Below are 22,291 nucleotides of genomic sequence, written 5' to 3'. Positions count from 1 at the left end.
CTCCTCACTTGCCGGCGGGCGTCAGCAACAGACGCTGGTTGCCGTAGACCTTGTCGAGATTCTCCGTCTTGAACGGGAAACTCATGTAGTTCGCCTTCATCCACGCGTCGATGCCATCGGCGTAGTGAGGGCTGGCCGGATTGCCCGACTGGCCTGAACTGTTGAGGCCGATCATCGGCTCGTCGCGGCCAAAGTCGACGATGATGCGCATCGCCGGGATCAGCCAGGTATCGAAGTCCGTTCCCAGGTGATAGGCCGAGGCATTCAGCGTGCTGTGGTCGCCGCCCATGGCAAAGGGGCCGCGATCCAGGTAGCTGCCGATAGCGTTGATCTTGCTCCGCTGGCTGGCCGGCATATGCGGCGCCAACTGCGTCGCGCCGGAGGTCCAACTGGCAGTGTGCAGCTTGCCCCACTGCCACGCACTGCGATCGTTGCCTAGGCGGCCTTCCAGCAGACTCACCGCACCAGCAAGACTGCGTGCCAGAATCGCCGGCTTGTCTTCGGTTTGCGCAGTCCGCTGGTCGTTCCAGAACGGGCTGTCTTCACGTCCGAGCAAATGGTCCGCCTGCGCCGAGTAGGACGTGTTAGCCGTCTGCACCAGCGCTCGCCACGCCTGCGTATCTTCCGGCCCAAGCTCGTCGAGGAACGTCTGCCGTGCGCTTTCGTGCAGGAAAGCGCCATACAGCGCAGCACCGGCCGAATCCGCAGCGAGCTTGCCGTCGAACACCATCAGTCGATCCAGCGCTTCTCGCGCCTTGCTGCGTTCGGCGGCCGGCAGTGCATCGATCGCCTTGCGCAACGGCTCGGCCATGCCCGGCGCCTCGAACATTACCCTGAGCTTGGCGGCGAACGGCGTGACCTGGTCGTACTGCATCGCGATAGTACTGCGGGTGTCATGCTTGCCCCGCCCCGCCAGTTCCGCCAGGCGCTCATAGCGCTCGGGGCCATACCAGGAGCTGGAAAGCTGCATCCCGTAACCGCGCGGTACACTGCGATGGTTGGCGGTGCCGAGCCAGCCCTGGATAGGATCCTGGTCGTAGGGATGCAGCATCGGATCAGCGAAGCCGTCCCATTCATAACGATTGTCCCAACCCGGCGACGGCACCAGCCCCAATCCCTCGCGACGATTTGGGAAGCGTCCGGTGACCTGCCAGCCGATTCCCTGCTGGTCAGCAAACACCAGATTCAGCGCCGTCGCACGAATTTCGCGGGTCGCCTCGAAGGCCTGATCCACCGATTGCGCGCGGGACAGATCGAAAAAGGCATCCAGGGTGCGATCGGCCTCCAGCTGCGTGGTTTTCAGCGCAAGGCCGTAACCACTGCGAAGCTGTAGCGGTTGCAAGGGGTGCTTGCGCTCGCCGAGCGCCGTGTTCAGCAGAGGCCCATTACGGGTTTCGTAGATGGTCTCGCGAATCGGCCGCTCGCCTTTGACGAAGTAGGTTTCGTGCCGCTCACGGGCCTGCAGCCACTTGCCATCGGCCAGGTACATCAGCCGCGAGCCTTCGCGGCGCACCTGCTCGAGATAGAGGTCCTGATTGTCGCCCATCACCATGGTCATGCCCCAGCCGAGCTTGCCGTTGAAACCGGCGACCACTGCGGGCACCCCGGCGATGGTGACACCCGCGGCCTGGAACTTCGGTGCGCGGACCTGCATGAAATTCCAGTACGAAGGCATCGACAGCGGCAGGGGCGTGTCGTTGGCCAGAATCGGTTTGCCGCTACGGGTGCTGCTGCCGGCAATGGCCCAGTTGTTCGACGCAGCCATCCCAGTCGGGGTCAACGATGCCAAGTTTTGCGCCGCTTGCTCGATCGCCGCCAGCCCTGGTACCGATCCACCCAGCGCGAGTCCCTTGAGCTTGTCGGCTTCAGCGAACGGCAATGCTTCGTCCGGATAGATGGGCAGCAACCAGGCGAGCTTGTCGCTACCCACCTTCTGCGCCAGCAGCAGCGCCGCCACTTCTTCTTGCAGATTCTGCGAAAGTCCGAAGTTAAGCAAACAGAACACCAGCACCGAGTCCTCGGGCTTCCAGTACTCAGGCTTGTAGCCGGACTCGGCAAGGTCCATCGGCAGCTTTTCCTGATGGCGATACAGGTAGGCGTTCACGCCGCGGGCGTAGACCTCGAAGAACTTCTTCATCCGCGGCGAGGACTCACGATAGAGCAGCTCGGCGCTCTGGCGCAGATTCACCGCGCGCATGAAGCGGTCGCTCTCCAACACGCCGGGGCCGACCATCTCCGCCAATCGCCCTTGAGCCATCAGCCGTAGGCTGACCATCTGGCTCAGACGATCGGTGGCGTGGACGTAACCCATGGCGAACAGCGCATCGTGGAACGACGAGGTTTCGATCAGCGGCATGCCCAGCGAATTGCGCCGGATACTCGCGCTGCCTGCCAGGCCGGTCAGCGGCTGAATGCCCTGCGGCGGCGGCAGGCTGGCGCTGTAGCGATTATCGAGATAGGCCTGACAACCGCCCAGGCCGGCCAGGCCGAGCGCGGCCCCCAGCGTCAGGCGAACCAGGGCGAACGGCAGACGCAGAGACATCAAAGACTCCTGAGCGAGCTTGGCAAGGGATGGTACTGACAGATTAGAGGGCGCGCGGCGAAGAAGATCGGTCGATCAGGCCGCGTCGCGGGATTTTGGCAGAGCTTCGTCGAGCAGCCAACGGGCCGAACGCCGAGCCTCGGCCTTGTGCTGCAGCTCGAGGGCACTGAACTGCGCTTCATGTCGGCGCCGCTCCTGCTTGTCCAGCGCCTTCCAGGCGGCATGGGTCGGCACTTGCTCGGTGGCTTCGAACAGCTGCTGGAAAACCTGACAACGAGGATGCTGCCCCAGCGCCACATCATAGTTGTCGAGCAGCACCTTGATGCGGATTGCCCCCTCGATGAGCGGGACTTGCTCCTCCAGCAGGCAGCTGGCGAGGATTCGCAGATCCTCCGCCAGCGCGGTCTGCTGCTGCGTCCGCGCCTCTGCCTGCAACCGCTCGTTGCGCCAGACACGCCGCCAGAGATACAGCGCATAGCCGCCCAGCGCAGCAATCAGCAGCGTGGCGATGACGAACAGACCGATGGCCAGGGTCATGACAGGCTCAGGCGCCGTGGCATTTCTTGTACTTCTGCTGGCTGCCACAAGGGCACGGGTCATTGCGACCGACGTCCTTCAGCGGATTACGCACAGGTTCGTGGCTGTGATTGCAATGCGGGCCATGAACGTGGTGATGGTCATGGTCGTGATCGTGATCGTGATCGTGGTTGCAGTCGGGACCATGTACGTGGGGCTCTTGACTCATCTGGGTACTACTCCGGAATAAAGTTGCCCGGGATTATCTCGCCATTGTTGGAAATGTGCACGCGCCGGCCCATCATCAGCCCGGTCTTGAGCTCACCTGCCAGGCGGTAGGCGATCGGACGGTCGGGCTTCTCCAGCAGACGCACGATGTACTTCATATGGCGCCAGAGGTTGGTGTGAACCGGCACCTCGTAGTACTCGAAGCTGTTGGCAGGTACTGTCAGCCAGCCACTGGACTCGCCGCTGGCCAGTTCCACGTCGTTGAGATGGACTTTGTAGATCAGCCCGCGCACCGGCAGGCTGTGATCGTTGGGGTTGTCGATACGAAAGCGCAGCATGAATTGCTGTTCCAGCAGCCGCGCCTTGATGATATCGACCTTGGTGAGCTCGACCGTAGGGTCCTTGAAATCGCCCGAAAACCAGGTCGAGCATCCGGCCATGCCGCCAAGCAGGCAGAGCAACACGACGGTTCTAAGAATTCTTATTGTGTGTGCCTGGCAAAACATTCCGGTACTCCAAAGGACGGCCAAGTGTAGCAAGCAGCATGCTTGCCGCAACGGGGGCCACCGCAAAAATACCAGTCTCAGGCCGCAATATGACAACGACGTTTCTGACAAAGCGCTCCCGCATTGCAGTGCGCCGCGGTTCACTCACGTCGCCAGCACGTTTGCGAGGACCTGTCGCGCCTTGCCTATGCCGGCAGCCAGTGCCGCTTCGATCTCGGTCATGGTGATCACCCCGCTCGCCTTGCCGGCCGCCGGATTGACCACCAGCGCCAGGCAGGCATAAGGCAGATCGAGTTCGCGCGCCAGCGCAGCCTCGGGCATTCCGGTCATACCGACGATGTCGCAGCCGTCGCGTTCCATACGGGTGATCTCCGCTACGGTTTCCAGCCGCGGACCCTGCGTGCAGCCATACACACCGTGACTGCTGAACGCATAGCCCTCGGCTGCGAGTGCGCCGATCAGGCGCTCGCGCAGCGCTTCGTCATAGGGATAGCTGAAATCGATGTGGGTCACGTGATCTATATCGCCTTCGAAGAAGGTGTGTTCGCGACCGTAGGTGTAATCGACAATCTGATGGGGTACGCAAAAATGTCCGGAGCCCATGGCCGAATGGATGCCACCGACCGCATTGATTGCAAGAATCGCCTCCGCCCCGGCCTGCCTCAGCGCCCATAAGTTGGCTCGATAATTCACCTGATGTGGCGGAATGCGGTGCGGATGGCCATGCCGTGCAAGGAACAGCACCTCTCGGCCGCTGTATTCGCCACGCAGGATTTCACCGGACGGGCGCCCGTAGGGCGTATCGATGAGCTGCGCGCGCTGCATCTTGAAGCCGCTCAACTGAGTCAGGCCGGTGCCGCCGATGATGGCATGGACAGTCATGGGTATTCCTTGGAAGAAAAAGGGTCAGTCAATCAGGTCGGCGGCCTTGAGCGCGCCAATGGCGTCAAGCCAACGCGGATTCTGCTTGTACTCAGCAGCGTACTCCTGACGAGCGCGCATACGCGAAAGCGCAGGCGGCGCCGTGACGCTGAGGCGCTGCAGCGCAGCCAACGCCAGTTCAGCCGCCGCCCGATCATTGCACACCAGCCCCATGTCACAGCCGGCAACCAGTGCTGCCTGGATGCGATCGGCCGCATCGCCGGCGACGTGCGCGCCCGCCATCGACAGATCGTCACTGAAGATCACGCCCTTGAAGCCGAGCTCGTTACGCAGGATGTCCTGCAGCCACCGCCGCGAAAAACCTGCGGGCTGGTCATCGACCTGAGGATAGATCACGTGCGCCGGCATGATCGCATCGAGCGTGCCGCTCAGCGCCTTGAAGGGAATCAGATCACAGCGGCGCAACTCTTCAAGACTTCGTTCGTCGACCGGGATCGCGACATGGGAGTCCGCCTCGGCCCAGCCATGACCGGGAAAGTGCTTGCCGGTTGCGGCCATACCCGCGGCGTGCATGCCACGGATGAACGCGTCGATCAGCACCACGGCGGCCTGCGGATCGCCTTCGAATGCACGCGTTCCCACCACGGCACTGCGCTGGTGGTCAAGATCGAGAACCGGTGCGAAGCTGAAATCCAGGCCCGCAGCGAGTACCTCGGTCGCCATCACCCAGCCGCAGGCTTCCGCCAGCCGCGGCGCGTCGGAGCAGCGCGCAAGTTCGCGCATCGGCGGAAGCCGTACGAAACCCTGGCGCAGCCGCTGAACGCGGCCACCTTCCTGGTCCACCGCCAACAGCAGGTCTGGCCGCACGGCACGAATCGAGCGGCACAGCTCGTCGACCTGGCGCGGGTGCTCGATGTTGCGGGCAAACAGAATGAGCCCGCCGATCTCGGGCTGGCGAAGCAGCTGGCGATCCTCGGCAGTCAACCAGGTACCAGCAATGTCCAGCATCAGTGAACCGTGCATATGCAGAAGGAATCCTTATTCGAGTTCAGCGGCAGCCCAATCGGGACAGGGCGCCTCGTCGATGCGCACCGCACAGTGAGGCGGCACCAATGGGAAGAGTTGCAGCAAGTCGGCATTGCGCATGCGAATGCAACCGTGGGAAAGAGGTACGCCCATCGGCTCACAATCGGGGGTACCGTGAATGTAGATGTAACGGCGGAAGGTATCGACCTGCCCGTGGCGATTGGCCCCCGGCTCGCAACCGCTGAGCCAGAGGATTCGGGTCAGTATCCAGTCACGTCCTGGAAAGCTGTCATGCAGTGCTGCAGACCACACTTCGCCAGTCCAGCGCCGCCCACGCAACACCGCACCTTGAGGCAAACCGTCACCGAGGCGCGCACGCACCTGATGCAGACCGCGCGGCGTGCAACCGGAACCGTTCAGCTCGCCCGCACCATTGCGTGCCGTAGAGACAGAAAAGCGCAGACGCAACTGGCCCTCGGCGAAGCCGTAGAGCTGCTGATCGGCGATGGAAATATGCAGAAAATCGAGAAATGCCATGGGCGGCTAGCTTAGCCGATCACCCGGCATGCTTGTAGCTCAAGCCTTCGCCGGAATGGCCACTGCATTGCGCCGTGCGATCGGTTGCGCCGCCGCCAGCGTGTTGTCATCAATGCCACTGTCGGCGCGCATGCCGGCCGCGAGAAACGGCACCATCATACGCATGACCTGCTCGATCGAGGTTCTGACGCCAAAATCGTTCTCGGAAATAGCGCGCAGTGCCTTGATACCCGACATGCTGAATGCGGCCGCACCAAGCATGAAGTGCACACGCCAGAACAGTTCGATGGGCGGAATGGCCGGCGCCGCATCATGCACCTTGAGCATGTAGCGACGGAACACCTTGCCGTACATATCTTCCAGATAGCGGCGCAGGTGGCCCTGGCTCTGACTGAAAGACAAGCCCAGCAGGCGCATGAAGATGGACAGATCATCGCCGCTGCGCGGTTTGACCGCCAAGGCCTGCTCGACGAGGATTTCCAGCAGTTCCTCGAGCGTGTCCTTCTTGTCGGTCAATGCCTCGCGTCGATCCAGTTCACGCTCGAGACTGGCACAGAATGGCCCGAGAAAACGCGAGAACACCGCCTGGATCAGCGCCTTCTTCGAACCGAAATGATAGTTCACTGCCGCGAGGTTGACCCCAGCCTTGCTGGTGATCAGGCGAAGCGAGGTTTCGGCGAAGCCTTTTTCCGCGAACAGCTGTTCCGCTGCATCAAGAATGCGCTCAACTGTTTCCGACTGCGCCATGCCCCCTCCGAAAGACAAACAACTGTTTGAAACTTACGTTTCACCGACCGGCAAGTCAACCACGAAACGCCTTGTGGCACTAGCGTCATTGTCGCAGACAGACCAAGGAGCACGCCGGATGTGCTTTCAAAACCATCATAATCATCCGTTGCCAAGGCCGGATCACTGTATATAATCCCAGTCACTGTATAAAAGAACAGAGACCGACATGATCAAGCTGACGCCTCGCCAGACGGAAATCCTCGCGTTCATCAAGCGCTGCCTGGAAGACAATGGGTATCCACCCACTCGCGCAGAGATCGCTCAGGAACTCGGCTTCAAGTCACCCAACGCTGCCGAAGAACATCTCAAGGCACTTGCCCGCAAGGGCGCTATCGAGATGACGCCCGGGGCGTCTCGCGGGATACGTATTCCGGACTTCGAACCCGCCGCATCCGAAAATGGCCTGCCGATCATCGGCCGCGTTGCTGCCGGCGCGCCGATTCTGGCGCAGCAACATGTCGAAGAATCCTGCCAGATCAGCCCCGCGTTTTTCCATCCGCGCGCCGATTATCTGCTGCGTGTCCACGGCATGAGCATGAAGGACGTCGGCATTTTTGATGGCGACCTGCTTGCCGTGCACACCACCCGCGAGGCCCGCAACGGCCAGATCGTGGTTGCTCGCGTCGGTGACGAAGTCACGGTGAAGCGTTTCAAGCGTGACGGCAAGAAGGTTTGGCTGTTGGCTGAAAACCCCGAGTTCGCGCCCATCGAGGTCGACCTCGAACAGCAGGAACTGGTGATAGAAGGCTTGAGTGTCGGCGTAATCCGCCGCTAAGGAGAAGGTTCATGCAGTACCAGACCAGCACTTCCCGGCCCCAACTTTCGTTGTTCGACGGCGTCATTGCGCAAAGCCTGGCACCGTTTGGCAACCTGAAACCACGCAACAAACCCGAGCAGGACAAGGAATATCTGAGCGAGTTGAGCCTGAGTGGCAGCAGCGAGCACTGCCACCTGCTGCTTGCCCCGATCCTGCGTGAACTCGGCGATGCAGCGGACAGCCGCTGGCTGACGCTGATTGCCCCGCCTGCTTTCCTCTCGCAGAACTGGCTGCGCAAGTGCGGTCTGAATCGCGAACGCATCATCCTGCTGCAGCCACGCGACGCCGAGGGCGCGATGGAACTCGCCTGCAAAGCCCTGGCCTCGGGGTGCAGCCATACCGTGGTCAGCTGGTTTGATCAGCTCGATGGGGCAACACGTAGCAAACTATGCGCAGCCGCCAGCCTGGGCGCAGCTCAGAGTCTGAATATTCGTCTCGGATGTTGAACCGCACGGCACAGGGACGTGCTGAAAATCGCGGATGGAATCCTGAAGCTATAACGCTCGAGCAATAGCTCACTCAGTGCAGAACACGCGGCTCTTCATCGTCGCGCTCGAAATCCCCTTCCGACATGCGACCGGCCATCTGAACGCCGACATTGAACATCGCCTTGGCAATCTCGACGTGCTGCCCCTGTAGAAATAGCTTGGCGTCTTCCGAAAAATTCAGCGTGACCAACACCTCTTCGTCCTCGGCACGACGAAGCACGATGCGCCCGTCAGGTAGCTCGACGATTTCCAGAAAAGATGTAGGCATGGATCAGCTCCGCGTGAAAGGCGGCCATTGTAGCAGCCGACCAGCCTCAGGACAGCCTTTGCAGGTCTCAAGCTCCTTTCGCTAGCAACACCCCGATAGGTAGCAGCATCATGCAGCCGTGCATTGCCCGACCAACAAAACAATGCGGCTATGGATACCGACACGTAGCATGCACAAAAAAAGCGCGCGCCGGCGCTCGATAAGGATTGTGTATGACAACCCGCACCTTGCTGCTTACCGCCTTGGCCATGCTTGCATTTGCCGGCAACTCGATCCTATGCCGTATCGCCTTGCGGGACACCGCTATTGACCCGGCCAGCTTCACCGGCCTCCGTATACTGGCCGGAGCGCTCACGCTCTGGCTAATGTTGCGAATCGGCACGCCGAGACAATCGCAGGGCGGAGATTGGTTCAGCGCCTTGGCGCTGTTCATCTACGCCGCTAGTTTTTCCTACGCCTATATCAACCTGGATGCCGGAGCCGGCGCCCTGCTGCTGTTCGGCGCGGTGCAGTTGAGCATGCTTGCTTGGGGATTGCTGCGGGGCGAGCGCTTTAGCGCTTGGCAGATTGTCGGCTTGCTGTTGGCATTGAGCGGATTGCTGATTCTGCTGCTGCCGGGAAGCAGCGCGCCGGCATTGGACGGCGCACTGCTCATGCTGCTGTCCGGTGTCGCCTGGGGCATCTATTCGCTGCGTGGACGGGGCGCGAGCAATCCCCTTGCAGCAACTGCGGGCAATTTCATCAAGGCCGTGCCGCTGGCAGCAGTGCTTTGTCTGGTGACGCTTGGCCAGCAGCAATGGGATGCGCCAGGAATCGTGTACGCCCTGCTCTCCGGGGCGCTGACCTCTGGGGTCGGCTACGCCATCTGGTACGCGGCGCTGCCCGGTCTTGCGGCAATACAGGCGGCGAGCGTCCAGCTCAGCGTTCCGCTACTCACAGCCATCGCCGGGACTGTGCTGCTGGGTGAAGCGTTGACGGCAACGCTGATCATCTCAGGTGCGGCGATTCTCGGCGGCATCGCCATGGTCCTGAGTATCAGGCACCGCGGCTGACGCCACGGTCCCGAGTGTCACCATTCGGTCAACGACTCACGAAAACGTAATGCCAGGCCCTTGAGGTTCTGTCGCCAGGCTTCCAGCTCGACGCGCGACAGCGGTGGCACATCGTCCTCGACACTGACTGCCTCGATCAACGGCTGGCGCGGATCAGTCTTGGCCTTGGCAGGAGCGCGTGGCGGCTGGAGCAGCTGCTTGTAGGCGGTAAGCAACTGCCCGAGCCAAGTGCTTGGCTGCTCCGACAATTCCAGCAATTCGGCGAGTTCCGGGCTCGGCGCAGCCTCGAGCACGCTGCGGGTCAGAAATGCCTCGACGACAGGCGCATCCGCACCGGGCGATCGGTAGTAACCGGCGATCTCATGGCACAGTCCAAGCAAGGCGCCGTAAAGGTGGAACAGGCAAGCCTCACGTTCAGCCTGAATCAAACCTTGAGAATTCATCGAGGCAGATTCTTCGGCCTTGCGCCAGCTTTCCAGTGACAAACCGGCGAAGAATATCTTCTGGTTGGTACGTGTGTAGAGCTCGTGAGCCATGGCATGCTCTCCGAAAGAAGATGGACAGAGAATGGACCTTCACAGGTTGCCGCACCAGATCGGCTGACGAAGTGCCAGCCGATTTGAAGAACGCACGCGGTGCAGCCGGTCTGCTGAACGGTCGACGCAAAGAAATCAGCGTTTGTCTTCGACCTTCCACTTGCCGCCGTCGTAGAACGCTTTCCAGCCGGTCGGCTTACCGTCCACTTCGGTCTGCACGTACTGCTCCTTGGTCTTGCGGCTGAAGCGGATAACCGCGAAGCGGCCTTCCGGATCCTTCTGCGGCGCATCGAGCAGGAAATGGTACTTGGGATCGATCTCGTCCTTGTGCGGAATCAGCTCACGCACCAGCGGCGCGCGGGTTTCGCGATTCTTCGGGAACTGACTGGCAGCCAGGAACAGGCCGGAAGCGCCATCGCGCAGTACGTAAGTGTCGTCGACCTTGTCGCACTTGAGCTCGGGCATCTTCACCGCATCCATCTTCGGTGGCGCGGCTTCGCCATTTTTCAGCAGCTTGCGGGTGTTCTTGCATTCGGCGTTGGTACAACCGAAGAACTTGCCGAAGCGACCGGTCTTGAGCTGCATTTCGCTGCCGCACTTGTCGCATTCCAGGCTCGGGCCTTCATAGCCCTTGATGCGGTACTGGCCTTTCTCGATCTCATAACCCGAGCAATCCGGGTTGTTGCCGCAGATATGCAGCTTCTGCGTCTCGTCGAGCAGATAGGCATCCATCGCGGTACTGCAGATCGGGCAGCGGTGCTTGCCAAGCAGCACGCGAGACTCGGACTCGCCCTCGTCATCGGCAGCGATCTCGTCGCCCGGAACCAGGTTGACGGTGGACTTGCAGCGTTCCTTCGGCGGCAGGCTGTAGCCGGAGCAACCGAGGAACACGCCGGTGGAAGCGGTACGGATCATCATCGGCCGACCGCAGACCTTGCACGGGATATCGGTCACGGTCGGCTGATTGGCACGCATGCCGTTCTCGCTGGCCTCGGCAACCTCGAGCTTCTTGCGGAAGTCACCGTAGAATTCGTCCAGTACGTGCTTCCAGTCGCGCTCACCCTGGGCGACGTCGTCCAGATGCTCTTCCATGCCGGCGGTGAAACCATAGTCCATCAGATTGTTGAAGCTCTCGGACAGGCGCTCGGTGACGATGTCGCCCATCTTCTCCGAATAGAAACGGCGGTTGTGCAGCGAGACGTAGCCGCGGTCCTGGATGGTCGAGATAATCGCGGCGTAGGTGGACGGCCGGCCGATACCGCGCTTCTCCATCTCCTTGACCAAGCTGGCTTCGGAGTAGCGCGCTGGCGGCTTGGTGAAGTGCTGGCTCGGGTCGAGCTTGAGCAGCTTCATGTCGTCGCCCTTGTTCATCTCCGGCAACACGTCATCCTCACCGGCCTTGCTCTGCTGCGGCATGACCTTGGTGTAACCGTCAAACTTCAGGATGCGGCCCTTGGCGCGCAGTTCGAAATTGCCGGCAGCGACGGTCACGCTGGTGGAGAGGTACTGTGCCGGCGGCATCTGGCAGGCTACGAACTGGCGCCAGATCAGCTCGTACAGACGCTCGGCATCGCGTTCCATGCCCGAAAGCTGGGTCGGGCGCAGGTTGACGTCGGACGGGCGAATCGCCTCGTGCGCTTCCTGCGCGCCTTCTTTGCTCGAATAGACATTCGGTTTTTCCGGCAGGTACTTGTCGCCGAACTCGCTCTCGATGAAGCCGCGCACCATACTGATCGCGTCAGCGGAAAGGTTGGTCGAGTCGGTACGCATGTAGGTGATGTAACCGGCTTCGTACAGGCGCTGAGCCATCATCATGGTCTTCTTCACACCGAAGCCGAGGCGATTGCTCGCCGCCTGCTGCAGGGTCGAAGTGATGAAGGGGGCCGAGGGCTTGCTGCTCGTCGGCTTGTCTTCGCGCTTGCTGACGCTGTACTGCGCGCCCTTGAGTTTCTCCAGTGCAGCGGTGGCTTGGGCTTCGTTCAGCGGCTTGAAGGCTTCGCCGTTCTCACGCGCGACCTCGAAACGCACCTTGGCCTGCTGCACATTCGCCAGGTCCGCGTGAACTTCCCAGTATTCTTCCGGAACGAAGGCGCGAATCTCACGCTCGCGCTCGACCACCAGCTTCACCGCTACCGATTGCACTCGGCCGGCGGAAAGCCCGCGGGCGATCTTCGCCCAGAGCAGCGGCGACACCATGTAGCCAACCACCCGATCGAGGAAACGACGCGCCTGCTGTGCGTTGACCCGGTTCAGATCGAGTTCGCCAGGCTTGGAGAAAGCCTCCTGAATCGCCTTCTTGGTGATCTCGTTGAACACCACGCGCTTGTAACGGCTGTCGTCGCCGCCAATCGACTCGCGCAGGTGCCAGGCGATGGCCTCCCCCTCTCTATCCAAGTCGGTCGCGAGATAGATGGTGTCGGCTTCCTTGGCCAGACGGCGCAGTTCCTCGATGACCTTTTCCTTGCCGGGCAGGATCTCGTACTTGGCCTTCCAGCCGTGCTCCGGGTCGACCCCCATGCGGGTTATGAGTTGACGCTTGGCCTTCTCCTTCGGCGACAGCGCAGGCGCTTCGGCGGCCGCAGCCTTGCCGCGCTTGACCGGCTCCTTGTTGGCAGAGCCGCTGGTAGGAAGGTCGCGGATATGGCCGATACTCGACTTCACCACGTACTGGTTGCCCAAATACTTGTTGATTGTCTTGGCCTTGGCCGGTGATTCCACGATGACCAGCGATTTACCCATGGAGAGGAGAGTTCCTGAATCTAGAGGTGAACAGAGGCGGCGCCTCCGACAGTTTGAATACCCGCACCGGCGCTAAACGGCAAGGCATCAGCGTACGTTAGTGCGCGTTTTGCGAACGGGCCGACCTGACAGAAAAATCGCCCTGCCCGGCTCCGCCTGGTGCGAATCAGAGCAGCCGTCCGATGCCATCCAGCGAACAGCAAGGTTTAAGCTCTGTCTGAAAAGCACCGCTATATATAGTGGCGATGGAGGTGAGGTCAAGCGCGGACCTGGTAGCCGCTAGCCAGCTCAACCTTCGAAAACGCTCGTTTCGGCTTCGATCAATGCGAAACGCGGGACCGTTTCGCCGTTGACTTCGACAGTCTCGATGAACATCGACAACGGGCGCACCCAGAGTCCACGTTCCCCATACAGCGCCTGGTAGAACACCACCGACTCCTCGGTCTCGGAGTGCCGCGCAACAGCGAACACACGATATTCCGGCCCCTTGTAATGGCGATAACGCCCCGGCTGCAACTGCATGCCTACCTCCACACAAATACAAAAAAGAAAAACCGGGGCACCAGGCCCCGGCTTCCATGCACCGGCTGACAATCATATTCCCGCTCAGTCGCGAGATTGGCTGTCAGCCTAGCGCAGTCATTTGCATCTGTCTGTTAGACGCGTTCGAAGACCGTACTGATCCCCTGGCCCAGACCGATACACATGGTGGCAATACCAATCGTACCGTTGTTCTGCTTCATCACGTTCAGCAGGGTGCCGGAGATACGCGCACCGGAGCAACCGAACGGGTGACCCAGAGCGATCGCGCCGCCGTGCAGGTTGACCTTCTCTTCCATCTTGTCAAGGAGTTTGAGATCCTTGAGCACCGGCAGGGCCTGTGCAGCGAAGGCTTCGTTCAGCTCGACGTGACTGATGTCGTCCATGGTCAGGCCGGCGCGCTTGAGCACCTTCTGGGTGGACGGCACCGGGCCGTAACCCATGATTGCCGGGTCTACACCAGCCAGTGCCATGGCGCGAACCACGGCCAACGGCTGGATGCCGAGATCCTTGGCACGCTGGGCGGACATGACGATCATGCAGGAAGCGCCGTCAGTAATCTGCGAGGAAGTACCTGCAGTTACGGTGCCGCCCTTCGGGTTGAACGCAGGCTTCAGTGCAGCCAGGCTTTCCAGCGTGGTGTCCGGACGGATGGTTTCGTCGTAATCGAAGACCTTGAGGAAACCATCCTCGTCATAGCCTTCCATCGGGATGATTTCATCCTTGAAGTTGCCTTCCAGCGTGGCCTTGTGCGCCAGGCGGTGCGAACGCTCACCAAAGGCATCCTGCTGCTCGCGGGTGATGCCGTGCATCTTGCCGAGCATTTCAGCGGTCAGGCCCATCATGCCGGACGCCTTGGCGGCGTACAGCGACAGCTGCGGGTTCGGGTCGACGCCGTGCATCATGCTGACGTGGCCCATGTGCTCCACACCACCGATGACGAACACGTCACCGTTGTTGGTCTGGATGGCCTGCACGGCAGTGTGCAGGGCGCTCATGGACGAACCGCAGAGGCGGCTCACGGTCTGGCCGGCGCTGGTGTGCGGGATACGCGTCATCAGCGAAGCCATGCGGGCGATGTTCCAGCCCTGCTCGAGGGTCTGGTTCACGCAGCCCCAGATGACGTCCTCGACTTCGGCCGGGTCGATCTTCGGGTTGCGCGCCAGCACGCCGTCGATCAGGTGTGCGGACATGGTTTCAGCGCGGGTATTACGGTGCATGCCGCCCTTGGAGCGCCCCATCGGGGTGCGACCGAAGTCGACGATGACTGCATCTCTTGGATTCAGGCTCATGAATTCTCTCTCCCTCGATTAACCGTAGAAGCGCTGGCCGTTGGCAGCCATCTCGCGCAGCTTCGCGGTCGGGTGGTACAGCGGGCCCAGGTCGGCGTACTTGTCGGCCATCGCGACGAACTCGGCGACGCCGATCGAATCGATGTAGCGCAGCGCACCACCACGGAAGGGTGGGAAGCCAATGCCATAGATCAGGCCCATGTCGGCTTCGGTAGCGGTCTCGACGATGCCGTCTTCCAGGCAGCGAACGGTTTCCAGGCACAGCGGGATCATCATGTAGTTGATGATGTCCTCGTCGGACAGCTCGCGAGTCTCGGCAACGATCGGCTTGAGCAGCTCGTAAGCCTGGGCATCGACGACCTTCTTCGGCTTGCCCTTCTTGTCCATCTCGTAGGCGTAGAAGCCCTTGCCGTTCTTCTGGCCGAGGCGGTTGGCCTCGTACATGACGTCGACAGCCGTGCGGGTGTCGTCCTTCATGCGATCCGGGAAGCCTTCAGCCATCACGTCACGGCCGTGGTGGCCGGTGTCCATGCCGACGACGTCCATCAGATAGGCCGGGCCCATAGGCCAGCCGAACTTCTCCATCACCTTGTCGGCGCGAACGAAGTCGACACCGTGGGCGATGGCGCGGGCGAAGCCGCCGAAGTAAGGGAACAGCACGCGGTTGACCAGGAAGCCCGGGCAATCGTTGACCACGACCGGGCTCTTGCCCATCTTCTTGGCGTAGGCAACGGTGGTGGCGATAGCGGTTTCGCTAGTCTTCTCGCCACGGATCACTTCCACCAGCGGCATCATGTGCACGGGGTTGAAGAAGTGCATGCCGCAGAAGTTCTCCGGACGCTTGAGCGCCTGGGCCAGGTAGTTGATGGAGATCGTCGAGGTGTTGGAGGCGATGATCGCGTCTTCGCGAACGTGGCCTTCCACCTCGGCCAGCACGGCGTGCTTGACCTTCGGGTTCTCGACCACGGCTTCGACGACGATGTCGACGTTGCCGAAATCACCATAGGACATGGTCGGGCGGATCGCGTTGAGCGCCTGCGCCATCTTGTCGGCAGTCAGACGACCTTTTTCGACACGCTTGCCGAGCAGCTTGGAGGCCTCGTCCAGACCCATCTGGATACCCTCTTCGCGGATATCCTTCATCAGGATTGGCGTGCCCTTGACGGCCGACTGGTAGGCGATGCCGCCACCCATGATGCCGGCGCCGAGTACGGCAGCCAGTTTCACGTCGCGGGCCTGCTTGTCGTAGGCCTTGGCCTTCTTCTTCAGTTCCTGATCGCTGAGGAACAGGCCGACCAGGCTCTGTGCAACCGAGGTCTTGGCCAGTTTGACGAAGCCGGCGGCCTCGACTTCGATGGCCTTATCACGACCAAAGTTGGCGGCTTTCTGGATGGTCTTGATGGCTTCGACCGGGGCCGGATAGTTCGGGCCGGCCTGGCCAGCAACGAACGCCTTGCTGGTTTCGAAGGCCATCATCTGCTCAATGGCGTTGAGCTTGAGCTTGTCCAGCTTCGGCTGACGCTTGGCCTTGTAGTCCAGCTCGCCGGAGATGGCGCGCTTGACCAGATCCAGTGCAGCGGCCTGCAGCTTGTCCGGGGCGACCACGGCATCGACTGCATGAACCTTGAGGGCGTCTTCGGCGCGGTTTTCCTTGCCGGATGCGATCCACTCGACGGCGTTATCCACACCGATCAGACGCGGCAGACGAACGGTGCCGCCGAAGCCCGGGTAGATGCCCAGCTTCACTTCCGGCAGGCCGACCTTGGCAACGGTAGACATGACGCGGTAGTCCGCGGCCATGCACATCTCGAAACCGCCACCCAGGGCGATGCCGTTAATGGCGGCCACGGTGGGTACGCCCAGGTCTTCGAAATCGCTGAAGATCTTGTTCGCTTCGAGGTTGCCGGCGACCAGTTCCTCGTCGGCCATCTTGAAGTTGTCGACGAATTCGGTGATGTCGGCGCCGACGATGAATACGTCCTTGCCGCTGGTTACGATGACGCCTTTCACCGACGCGTCAGCCTTGATGGCATCGACGGCCTGGCGCAGATCGTTGAGAGTGAGGCGATTGAACTTGTTGACGGACTCACCCTTGAGGTCGAAATTCAATTCGACGATGCCGCTCTCAAGAGCCTTAACCGTGATGGCTTTACCTTCGTAAATCATCAACTGATCTCCAGGTATGGAAGCTGAACGTTACGTGTCTCACGTCTTCGGCCCTTACTCGACCGCGCCTTGCAGCGAACGACACCCACCGACACGATAATCCGGGTGATCGGCATCTGCTCTGGCAAACGCTCGATTCATACGCCCGTTTGATTTGGGTCGGCACACCTTCGGGGAAAAGCTCAGCATTGTCAATCAGCTGGTTTGCCTAACCGAAAGCCACCTGCAAGCGGACATTTCGCGACCACCCGGTCATCATCGACAACACCGATTCGCCGCCATTCACCGCGCCGATCCTTGCCGTGTGCCAGTCACCGACCGACGCCATGTTTGTCTGTTGAATCCTAGCCGCAGCCGAGCAGGTACACTGGCGCCTCTCGCTCTTTGCCATCACCGGCCTTAGCGGCCGCGAACCGAATCCGGAGTTACTGCATGTCCAACGCCCCCATCGCCCGCGCCGACACCGGCACCGATCCCTATCGCTGGCTGGAGAATCGCGACGCCGACGACGTGCTGGCATACCTCAAGGCGGAGAATGCCTATCTCGAAGAACAGCTCGCCGACCAGTCCGAACTCCGCGAGACGCTGTTCCAGGAAATCAAGGGCCGCATCCGCGAAACCGACCTCTCCCTGCCGTCGCCCTGGGGGCCGTGGCTGTATTACCAGCGCACCACGGCTGGCGACGAATACCCCCGGCACTATCGCTGCCCACGCCCGGTCGATGGCTCGCTCACCGTTGACGAGAACGCCGAACAGCTGCTGCTCGACCCCAACGAGCTCGCCCAAGGCGGCTTCCTCTCCCTGGGCGCGTTCAGCGTCAGTCAGGACCACAGCAAGCTGGCCTACAGCCTCGACCGCGAAGGCGACGAGATCTACCGGCTGTTCGTCAAGGACCTCGCCAGCGGTGACGTGACCGCCCTGCCCTTCGACGATTGCGACGGCAGCATGACCTGGGCCAACGACAGCCAGACGCTGTTCTACGGTGAACTGGACGACACCCACCGCCCGCACAAGATTTACCGCCATCGCCTTGGCGATACGGGCAGCAGCGAGGTTTATCACGATCCAGACGGGCGCTTCTTCGTGCATTGCTACCGCACCAGCTCCGAGCGCCAACTGGTCATCCTTTCCCACAGCAAGACCACCAGCGAAGCCCGGGTGCTGTCGGCGGACGAGCCGGAAGGTCAATGGACGTGCCTGGCACCACGCCAGGAAGATCACGAGTACTTTCCCGATCATGGCCTTCACCAAGGTCAGTGGAGCTGGCTGATCCGCAGCAATCAGACGGGCATCAACTTCGCGCTCTATCACGCCAGCGAGGCGCAGCCCGAGCGGGAGCACTGGCAGGAACTGGTTGCCCATGACGACGCGGTGATGCTCGAGGACGTCAGCCTCAACGCCGAGGCGATCACCCTGACCCTGCGCGAAGGCGGCCTGCCGGTGATCGAGGTGCAGCCACAGGGCGTGCAGCCCTATCGCCTGCAGCTGCCCGATGCGGCCTACAGCCTGCACGTGCAGAATTCGCTGGAGTTCACCAGCACGGTGATCCGCCTGCGCTATGAAGCGCTCAACCGCCCGGCGCAAGTCCGTCAGCTGACGCTGGCCGACGGCACGCAGGAAGTGCTCAAGGAAACCCCGGTGGAAGGCCCCTTCGATGCGGACGCCTATGAAAGTCGACGCATCTGGGCGACCGCCCAGGACGGCACGCAGATACCCATCAGCCTGGTCGGCCGCCGCGACAGCTTCGGCAAGCTGGCTCCGCTCTATCTCTACGGTTACGGCGCCTATGGGCACAGCCTCGATCCGTGGTTCTCCCATGCGCGCCTGTCGCTGCTCGACCGCGGTTTCGTCTTCGCAATCGCCCATGTGCGCGGCGGCGGCGATCTCGGCGAAGCCTGGTATCGCGCCGGCAAGCTGGAACACAAGCCGAACACCTTCAGCGACTTCATCGCCTGCGCCGAGCAGCTGTTGGCCGACGGCTACACCACCTCAGCGCGCCTGGCCATCAGCGGCGGCAGCGCCGGCGGCCTGCTGATCGGCGCAGTGCTGAACATGCGCCCTGAGCTGTTCGGTGCGGCCGTCGCCGAGGTGCCCTTCGTCGATGTACTGAACACCATGCTCAACGCCGACCTGCCGCTGACCGTGACCGAGTACGATGAATGGGGCGATCCGAATCAGCCGGAGGTGCATGAGCGGATCAAGGCCTACGCGCCCTATGAAAACATCCGCTCCCAGGCCTACCCCGCGCTGCTCGCAGTGGCCGGCTACAACGACAGCCGCGTGCAGTACTGGGAAGCCGCCAAGTGGGTCGCCAAGCTGCGCGCCACCCGCGCCGACGACAATCTGCTGCTGCTCAAGACCGAATTCGGCGCCGGGCACGGCGGCATGAGTGGGCGCTACCAGGCGCTCAAGGACGTGGCGCTGGAGTACGCCTTCGTGCTCAAGGTATTCGGCATGGCGGCTTAGCACGCTCTCGCGCGGCCTGTCGGGTTGCGCTAGACATTCAGCCTCGAGGCCAGCCGTGAAGCACGGCTACCCCGCGCCAATGTTGGCCGCGAAGTTCGTCCGTCGCATTTTCACGATTCGCGGTCAGGACCGCTCCCGCGCATTGGCGCGCCCTGGCTCCCTCCTCCCGGCGTCCGTTTGGCTTCCCACAACAGCCACTTCACCGGCGTTTCCGCCAGATGCCGACCTGCGGCACCGAACAGCCTGCGCTGGCGAGAGTCATTCATTGAGAATGCCCTCGTCGGAGCCACCCATGAACAACAAGTCCTCGAACCACCAGAATCAGAACGTCCACGGCTGGGAGCGCGCCATGTCCCTGGCCGGCGGGCTGTATTTCCTTGCCAAGGGCCTCAGCCGCGGCGGCCTGGGCGGACTGCTGCAGCTGGGTATCGGCGGCCTGGCACTATCCCGTGGCGTAACCGGGCACTGCGAGGCCAAGCGCGTGTTCAATGAAATCAACGAACAGGCCGGCATGGCCGAAGGCCGCTCGCACCACATGCCGTTCGAACGCTCGGAAAAGGATCGCCAGCAATTGCAGGCCAACGCCGCGGCAGCCACCAACGGCACTACCGTAACCGGCAATGACAGCCTGAAAAGCCCGCCTGCCGGCGTCTGATCCCCGCCCATACAAGCGGGGAACATCAAGCCCGGCGAGTCGTGGCATAGCCTCCGGGCACAGGCTCATGGGTAGAGGCGACCGGCTCCGTAACTGCGCTCCGGTCGCCCTCGCCTTCAGCGCTTCTTCACCGCCTCATGAGCCTCGATCAGCTGATCGACCACACCAGGATCGGCCAGGGTCGAGGTATCGCCCAGCGCGTCGTAGTCGTCCGTGGCGATCTTGCGCAGCAGCCGGCGCATGATCTTGCCGGAACGCGTCTTCGGCAGCCCAGGGGCCCACTGAATCACATCCGGCACGGCGATCGGCCCGATCTCCTTGCGCACCCATTGCTGCAGCTCCTGACGCAGCGCATCCGTGGGCTGCACGCCGCTGACCAAGGTCACATACACGTAGATCGCCTGCCCCTTCAGCGCATGCGGAACGCCCACCGCTGCCGCTTCGGCCACCTTGGCATGGGCGACCATGGCGCTTTCTATCTCCGCGGTGCCCATGCGGTGCCCGGACACGTTGAGCACGTCATCCACCCTTCCGGTGATCCAGTAATAGCCATCCTCGTCGCGGCGCGCGCCATCGCCGGTGAAGTACATGCCGCGGAAGGTCTTGAAGTAGGTGTCGACGAAGCGGTCGTGGTCCTTGTAGATGGTGCGCATCTGCCCCGGCCAGGAGTCGAGGATCACCAGATTGCCCTCGGCGGGGCCTTCGAGCAGGTTGCCGAGGTTGTCCACCAACCCCGGCACCACGCCGAACAACGGGCGTGTGGCGGAGCCCGGCTTGAGCGCAGTCGCCCCCGGCAGCGGGCTGATCAGGATGCCACCGGTCTCTGTCTGCCACCAGGTATCGACGATGGGGCAGCGCGATTGGCCGACCGTTTCGTAATACCAGTGCCATGCCTCGGGATTGATCGGTTCGCCCACCGTGCCGAGCAGACGCAGGCTGGAGCCGTCGGCCCCCTCCACCGCCGCGGCTCCCTCGGCCATCATGGCGCGGATCGCCGTGGGCGCCGTGTAGAGGATGTTCACTTTGTGCTTGTCGATGATCCGGGCGATGCGGGTAACGTCTGGATGATTCGGCACGCCTTCGTACATCAGCGTCGTCGCGCCGTTGGCCAGCGGGCCATAGATCAGGTAGCTGTGCCCGGTGATCCAGCCGATATCGGCCGTGCACCAATAGACCTCCCCGCGGCGGTAGTCGAACACCCGCTCATGGGTCAGTGCGGCATAGAGCAGATAGCCGCCGCAGGTATGCAGAACGCCCTTCGGCTTGCCCGTGGAGCCGGAGGTATAAAGGATGAACAGCGGCTCCTCGGCCCCCATTTCCTTCGGCGCGCAAACCTCACCGGCCACGCGCATCAGGTCGTCGTAGCAGATGTCGCGATGCGCGTGCCAGCGGATGTCCGCACCCGTGCGGCGCACGACGATGATCTTCTTCACACAGCTGGTCTGGGGATTGGTCAGCGCCTCGTCGACATTCTCCTTGAGCGGCACGGGTTTGCCGCCGCGAATGCCTTCGTCAGCGGTGATCACGATCTTCGACTGGCCATCGATGATGCGCCCGGCCAGTGCTTCCGGGGAGAAGCCACCGAACACCACCGAGTGGATCGCGCCGATACGCGCACAGGCCAGCATCGCCACCGCGGCCTCGGGAATCATCGGCATGTAGATGGTCACCACGTCACCGCGGTGCACATCCTGCCCGCGCAGGGCATTGGCGAACTTGCTGACTTCCTGGTGCAGCTCGCGGTAGGTGATCTCGCGGTGTTCGGAAGGATCATCGCCCTCCCAGATGATTGCCAGCTGATCGCCGCGCTCGGCCAGGTGCCGATCCAGGCAGTTGGCCGAGACGTTGAGCGTGCCATCGGCGAACCATTTGATATCCACATGATGATCGTCGAAGGAGGTGCGCTTGACCTCGGTGAAAGGCCGGATCCAGTCCAGCCGCGCCGCCTGTTCACGCCAGAAGCCCTCGGGATTGATCACCGACTGCTGGTACATGGCCTTGTAGCTGGCTTCGTTGGTCAGTGACTGAGCGGCCACCTCGGGCCGAACCGGATATACGGACGCAGCGCTCATGGCAGTTCCTCGTCTGTCTTGTTGGTATGCAGAACCCTGTCCAGCAGGCGAACCCAATGACCAACCCAGCGCCTGTCAGACGGTGCACTCCAGCCAAGCACGCCACCCTTGGCGTATCGGCTTTGCTCAAGCATAGACCGCGCCTCACCGCATGGCGTGTGCACTGCCGCCATT

Annotated in this window: 20 protein-coding genes; 5 read left to right on the top strand and 15 right to left on the bottom strand. The window is 61.9% G+C overall.

Annotated features, from left to right (window positions below):
• Nucleotides 1-4 precede the first annotated feature (4 nt).
• From F753_RS38480 to F753_RS38450, 8 genes are all read right to left on the bottom strand, one after another.
• On the bottom strand, nt 5-2,542 hold the full coding sequence (locus F753_RS38480; protein ID WP_023445662.1) for a penicillin acylase family protein: 2,538 nt from the start codon (nt 2,540-2,542) through the stop codon (nt 5-7).
• Between the two features lie 75 nt (nt 2,543-2,617).
• Complete coding sequence (locus F753_RS38475; protein WP_014820587.1) at nt 2,618-3,079, bottom strand: DUF2489 domain-containing protein; 462 nt, start codon at nt 3,077-3,079, stop codon at nt 2,618-2,620.
• 7 nt (nt 3,080-3,086) lie between these two features.
• Complete coding sequence (locus F753_RS49145) at nt 3,087-3,287, bottom strand: SEC-C metal-binding domain-containing protein (protein ID WP_084799386.1); 201 nt, start codon at nt 3,285-3,287, stop codon at nt 3,087-3,089.
• Nucleotides 3,288-3,294: 7 nt separating this feature from the next.
• Entirely contained in the window at nt 3,295-3,792 is a 498-nt protein-coding gene (locus F753_RS38470; RefSeq protein WP_036999573.1) for an LEA/WHy family protein, read from the bottom strand.
• A 144-nt stretch (nt 3,793-3,936) separates the two neighbouring features.
• A complete protein-coding gene (locus F753_RS38465) occupies nt 3,937-4,674 on the bottom strand; it encodes an S-methyl-5'-thioinosine phosphorylase (RefSeq protein ID WP_023445660.1) in 738 nt (245 codons plus the stop codon).
• Nucleotides 4,675-4,698: 24 nt separating this feature from the next.
• Entirely contained in the window at nt 4,699-5,697 is a 999-nt protein-coding gene (gene nagZ / locus F753_RS38460; RefSeq protein WP_023445659.1) for a beta-N-acetylhexosaminidase, read from the bottom strand.
• A gap of 15 nt (nt 5,698-5,712) precedes the next feature.
• Entirely contained in the window at nt 5,713-6,237 is a 525-nt protein-coding gene (locus F753_RS38455) for a L,D-transpeptidase (RefSeq protein ID WP_023445658.1), read from the bottom strand.
• Between the two features lie 39 nt (nt 6,238-6,276).
• Nucleotides 6,277-6,984 (bottom strand): TetR/AcrR family transcriptional regulator, encoded by a 708-nt coding sequence (locus tag F753_RS38450; protein WP_011912890.1) that lies wholly within the window; start codon nt 6,982-6,984, stop codon nt 6,277-6,279.
• Nucleotides 6,985-7,192: 208 nt separating this feature from the next.
• Here F753_RS38450 and lexA point away from each other — a divergent pair, with 208 nt between their 5' ends.
• A complete protein-coding gene (lexA, locus tag F753_RS0125030) occupies nt 7,193-7,801 on the top strand; it encodes a transcriptional repressor LexA (RefSeq protein ID WP_014820593.1) in 609 nt (202 codons plus the stop codon).
• A gap of 11 nt (nt 7,802-7,812) precedes the next feature.
• Complete coding sequence (gene sulA, locus F753_RS38445; RefSeq protein ID WP_014820594.1) at nt 7,813-8,289, top strand: SOS-induced cell division inhibitor SulA; 477 nt, start codon at nt 7,813-7,815, stop codon at nt 8,287-8,289.
• Between the two features lie 73 nt (nt 8,290-8,362).
• On the opposite strand, the gene F753_RS38440 is transcribed toward sulA, so the two are convergent.
• Nucleotides 8,363-8,599 (bottom strand): hypothetical protein, encoded by a 237-nt coding sequence (locus F753_RS38440; RefSeq protein ID WP_014820595.1) that lies wholly within the window; start codon nt 8,597-8,599, stop codon nt 8,363-8,365.
• Nucleotides 8,600-8,811: 212 nt separating this feature from the next.
• Between F753_RS38440 and F753_RS38435 the strand changes: the two genes are divergently transcribed.
• Nucleotides 8,812-9,651: a DMT family transporter gene (locus F753_RS38435; RefSeq protein WP_023445657.1), complete on the top strand. Its 840-nt coding sequence runs from the start codon at nt 8,812-8,814 to the stop codon at nt 9,649-9,651.
• A gap of 17 nt (nt 9,652-9,668) precedes the next feature.
• On the opposite strand, the gene F753_RS38430 is transcribed toward F753_RS38435, so the two are convergent.
• The 5 genes from F753_RS38430 to fadB all read right to left on the bottom strand — a co-directional run bounded on the left by F753_RS38430 (nt 9,669) and on the right by fadB (nt 16,924).
• Nucleotides 9,669-10,187, bottom strand: coding sequence for a DUF6586 family protein (locus F753_RS38430; protein ID WP_023445656.1), 519 nt, complete (start codon nt 10,185-10,187; stop codon nt 9,669-9,671).
• A gap of 135 nt (nt 10,188-10,322) precedes the next feature.
• Nucleotides 10,323-12,926 carry a type I DNA topoisomerase gene (gene topA, locus F753_RS38425; protein WP_023445655.1) on the bottom strand — a complete coding sequence of 868 codons (2,604 nt, stop codon included), beginning with the start codon at nt 12,924-12,926 and terminating at the stop codon, nt 10,323-10,325.
• 288 nt (nt 12,927-13,214) lie between these two features.
• Nucleotides 13,215-13,448, bottom strand: a complete 234-nt coding sequence (locus tag F753_RS38420; RefSeq protein WP_014820599.1) for a DUF1653 domain-containing protein — start codon at nt 13,446-13,448, stop codon at nt 13,215-13,217.
• Between the two features lie 134 nt (nt 13,449-13,582).
• Complete coding sequence (gene fadA / locus F753_RS38415) at nt 13,583-14,758, bottom strand: acetyl-CoA C-acyltransferase FadA (protein WP_003285577.1); 1,176 nt, start codon at nt 14,756-14,758, stop codon at nt 13,583-13,585.
• Between the two features lie 18 nt (nt 14,759-14,776).
• Nucleotides 14,777-16,924 (bottom strand): fatty acid oxidation complex subunit alpha FadB, encoded by a 2,148-nt coding sequence (fadB, locus tag F753_RS38410; RefSeq protein ID WP_023445654.1) that lies wholly within the window; start codon nt 16,922-16,924, stop codon nt 14,777-14,779.
• A gap of 432 nt (nt 16,925-17,356) precedes the next feature.
• Between fadB and F753_RS38405 the strand changes: the two genes are divergently transcribed.
• Nucleotides 17,357-19,390, top strand: a complete 2,034-nt coding sequence (locus tag F753_RS38405) for a S9 family peptidase (protein WP_023445653.1) — start codon at nt 17,357-17,359, stop codon at nt 19,388-19,390.
• Nucleotides 19,391-19,682: 292 nt separating this feature from the next.
• A complete protein-coding gene (locus tag F753_RS38400; protein ID WP_014820602.1) occupies nt 19,683-20,045 on the top strand; it encodes a YgaP-like transmembrane domain in 363 nt (120 codons plus the stop codon).
• 116 nt (nt 20,046-20,161) lie between these two features.
• Here F753_RS38400 and acs read toward each other — a convergent pair whose 3' ends face one another.
• On the bottom strand, nt 20,162-22,117 hold the full coding sequence (gene acs / locus F753_RS38395) for an acetate--CoA ligase (RefSeq protein ID WP_023445652.1): 1,956 nt from the start codon (nt 22,115-22,117) through the stop codon (nt 20,162-20,164).
• Nucleotides 22,118-22,291 lie beyond the last annotated feature (174 nt).

The sequence above is a fragment of the Stutzerimonas chloritidismutans AW-1 genome, from assembly GCF_000495915.1.
GTDB lineage: Bacteria > Pseudomonadota > Gammaproteobacteria > Pseudomonadales > Pseudomonadaceae > Stutzerimonas > Stutzerimonas chloritidismutans.
The sequence above is the reverse complement of the archived record's forward strand: the minus strand, read 5'-3'. Positions and strand labels throughout refer to the sequence as shown.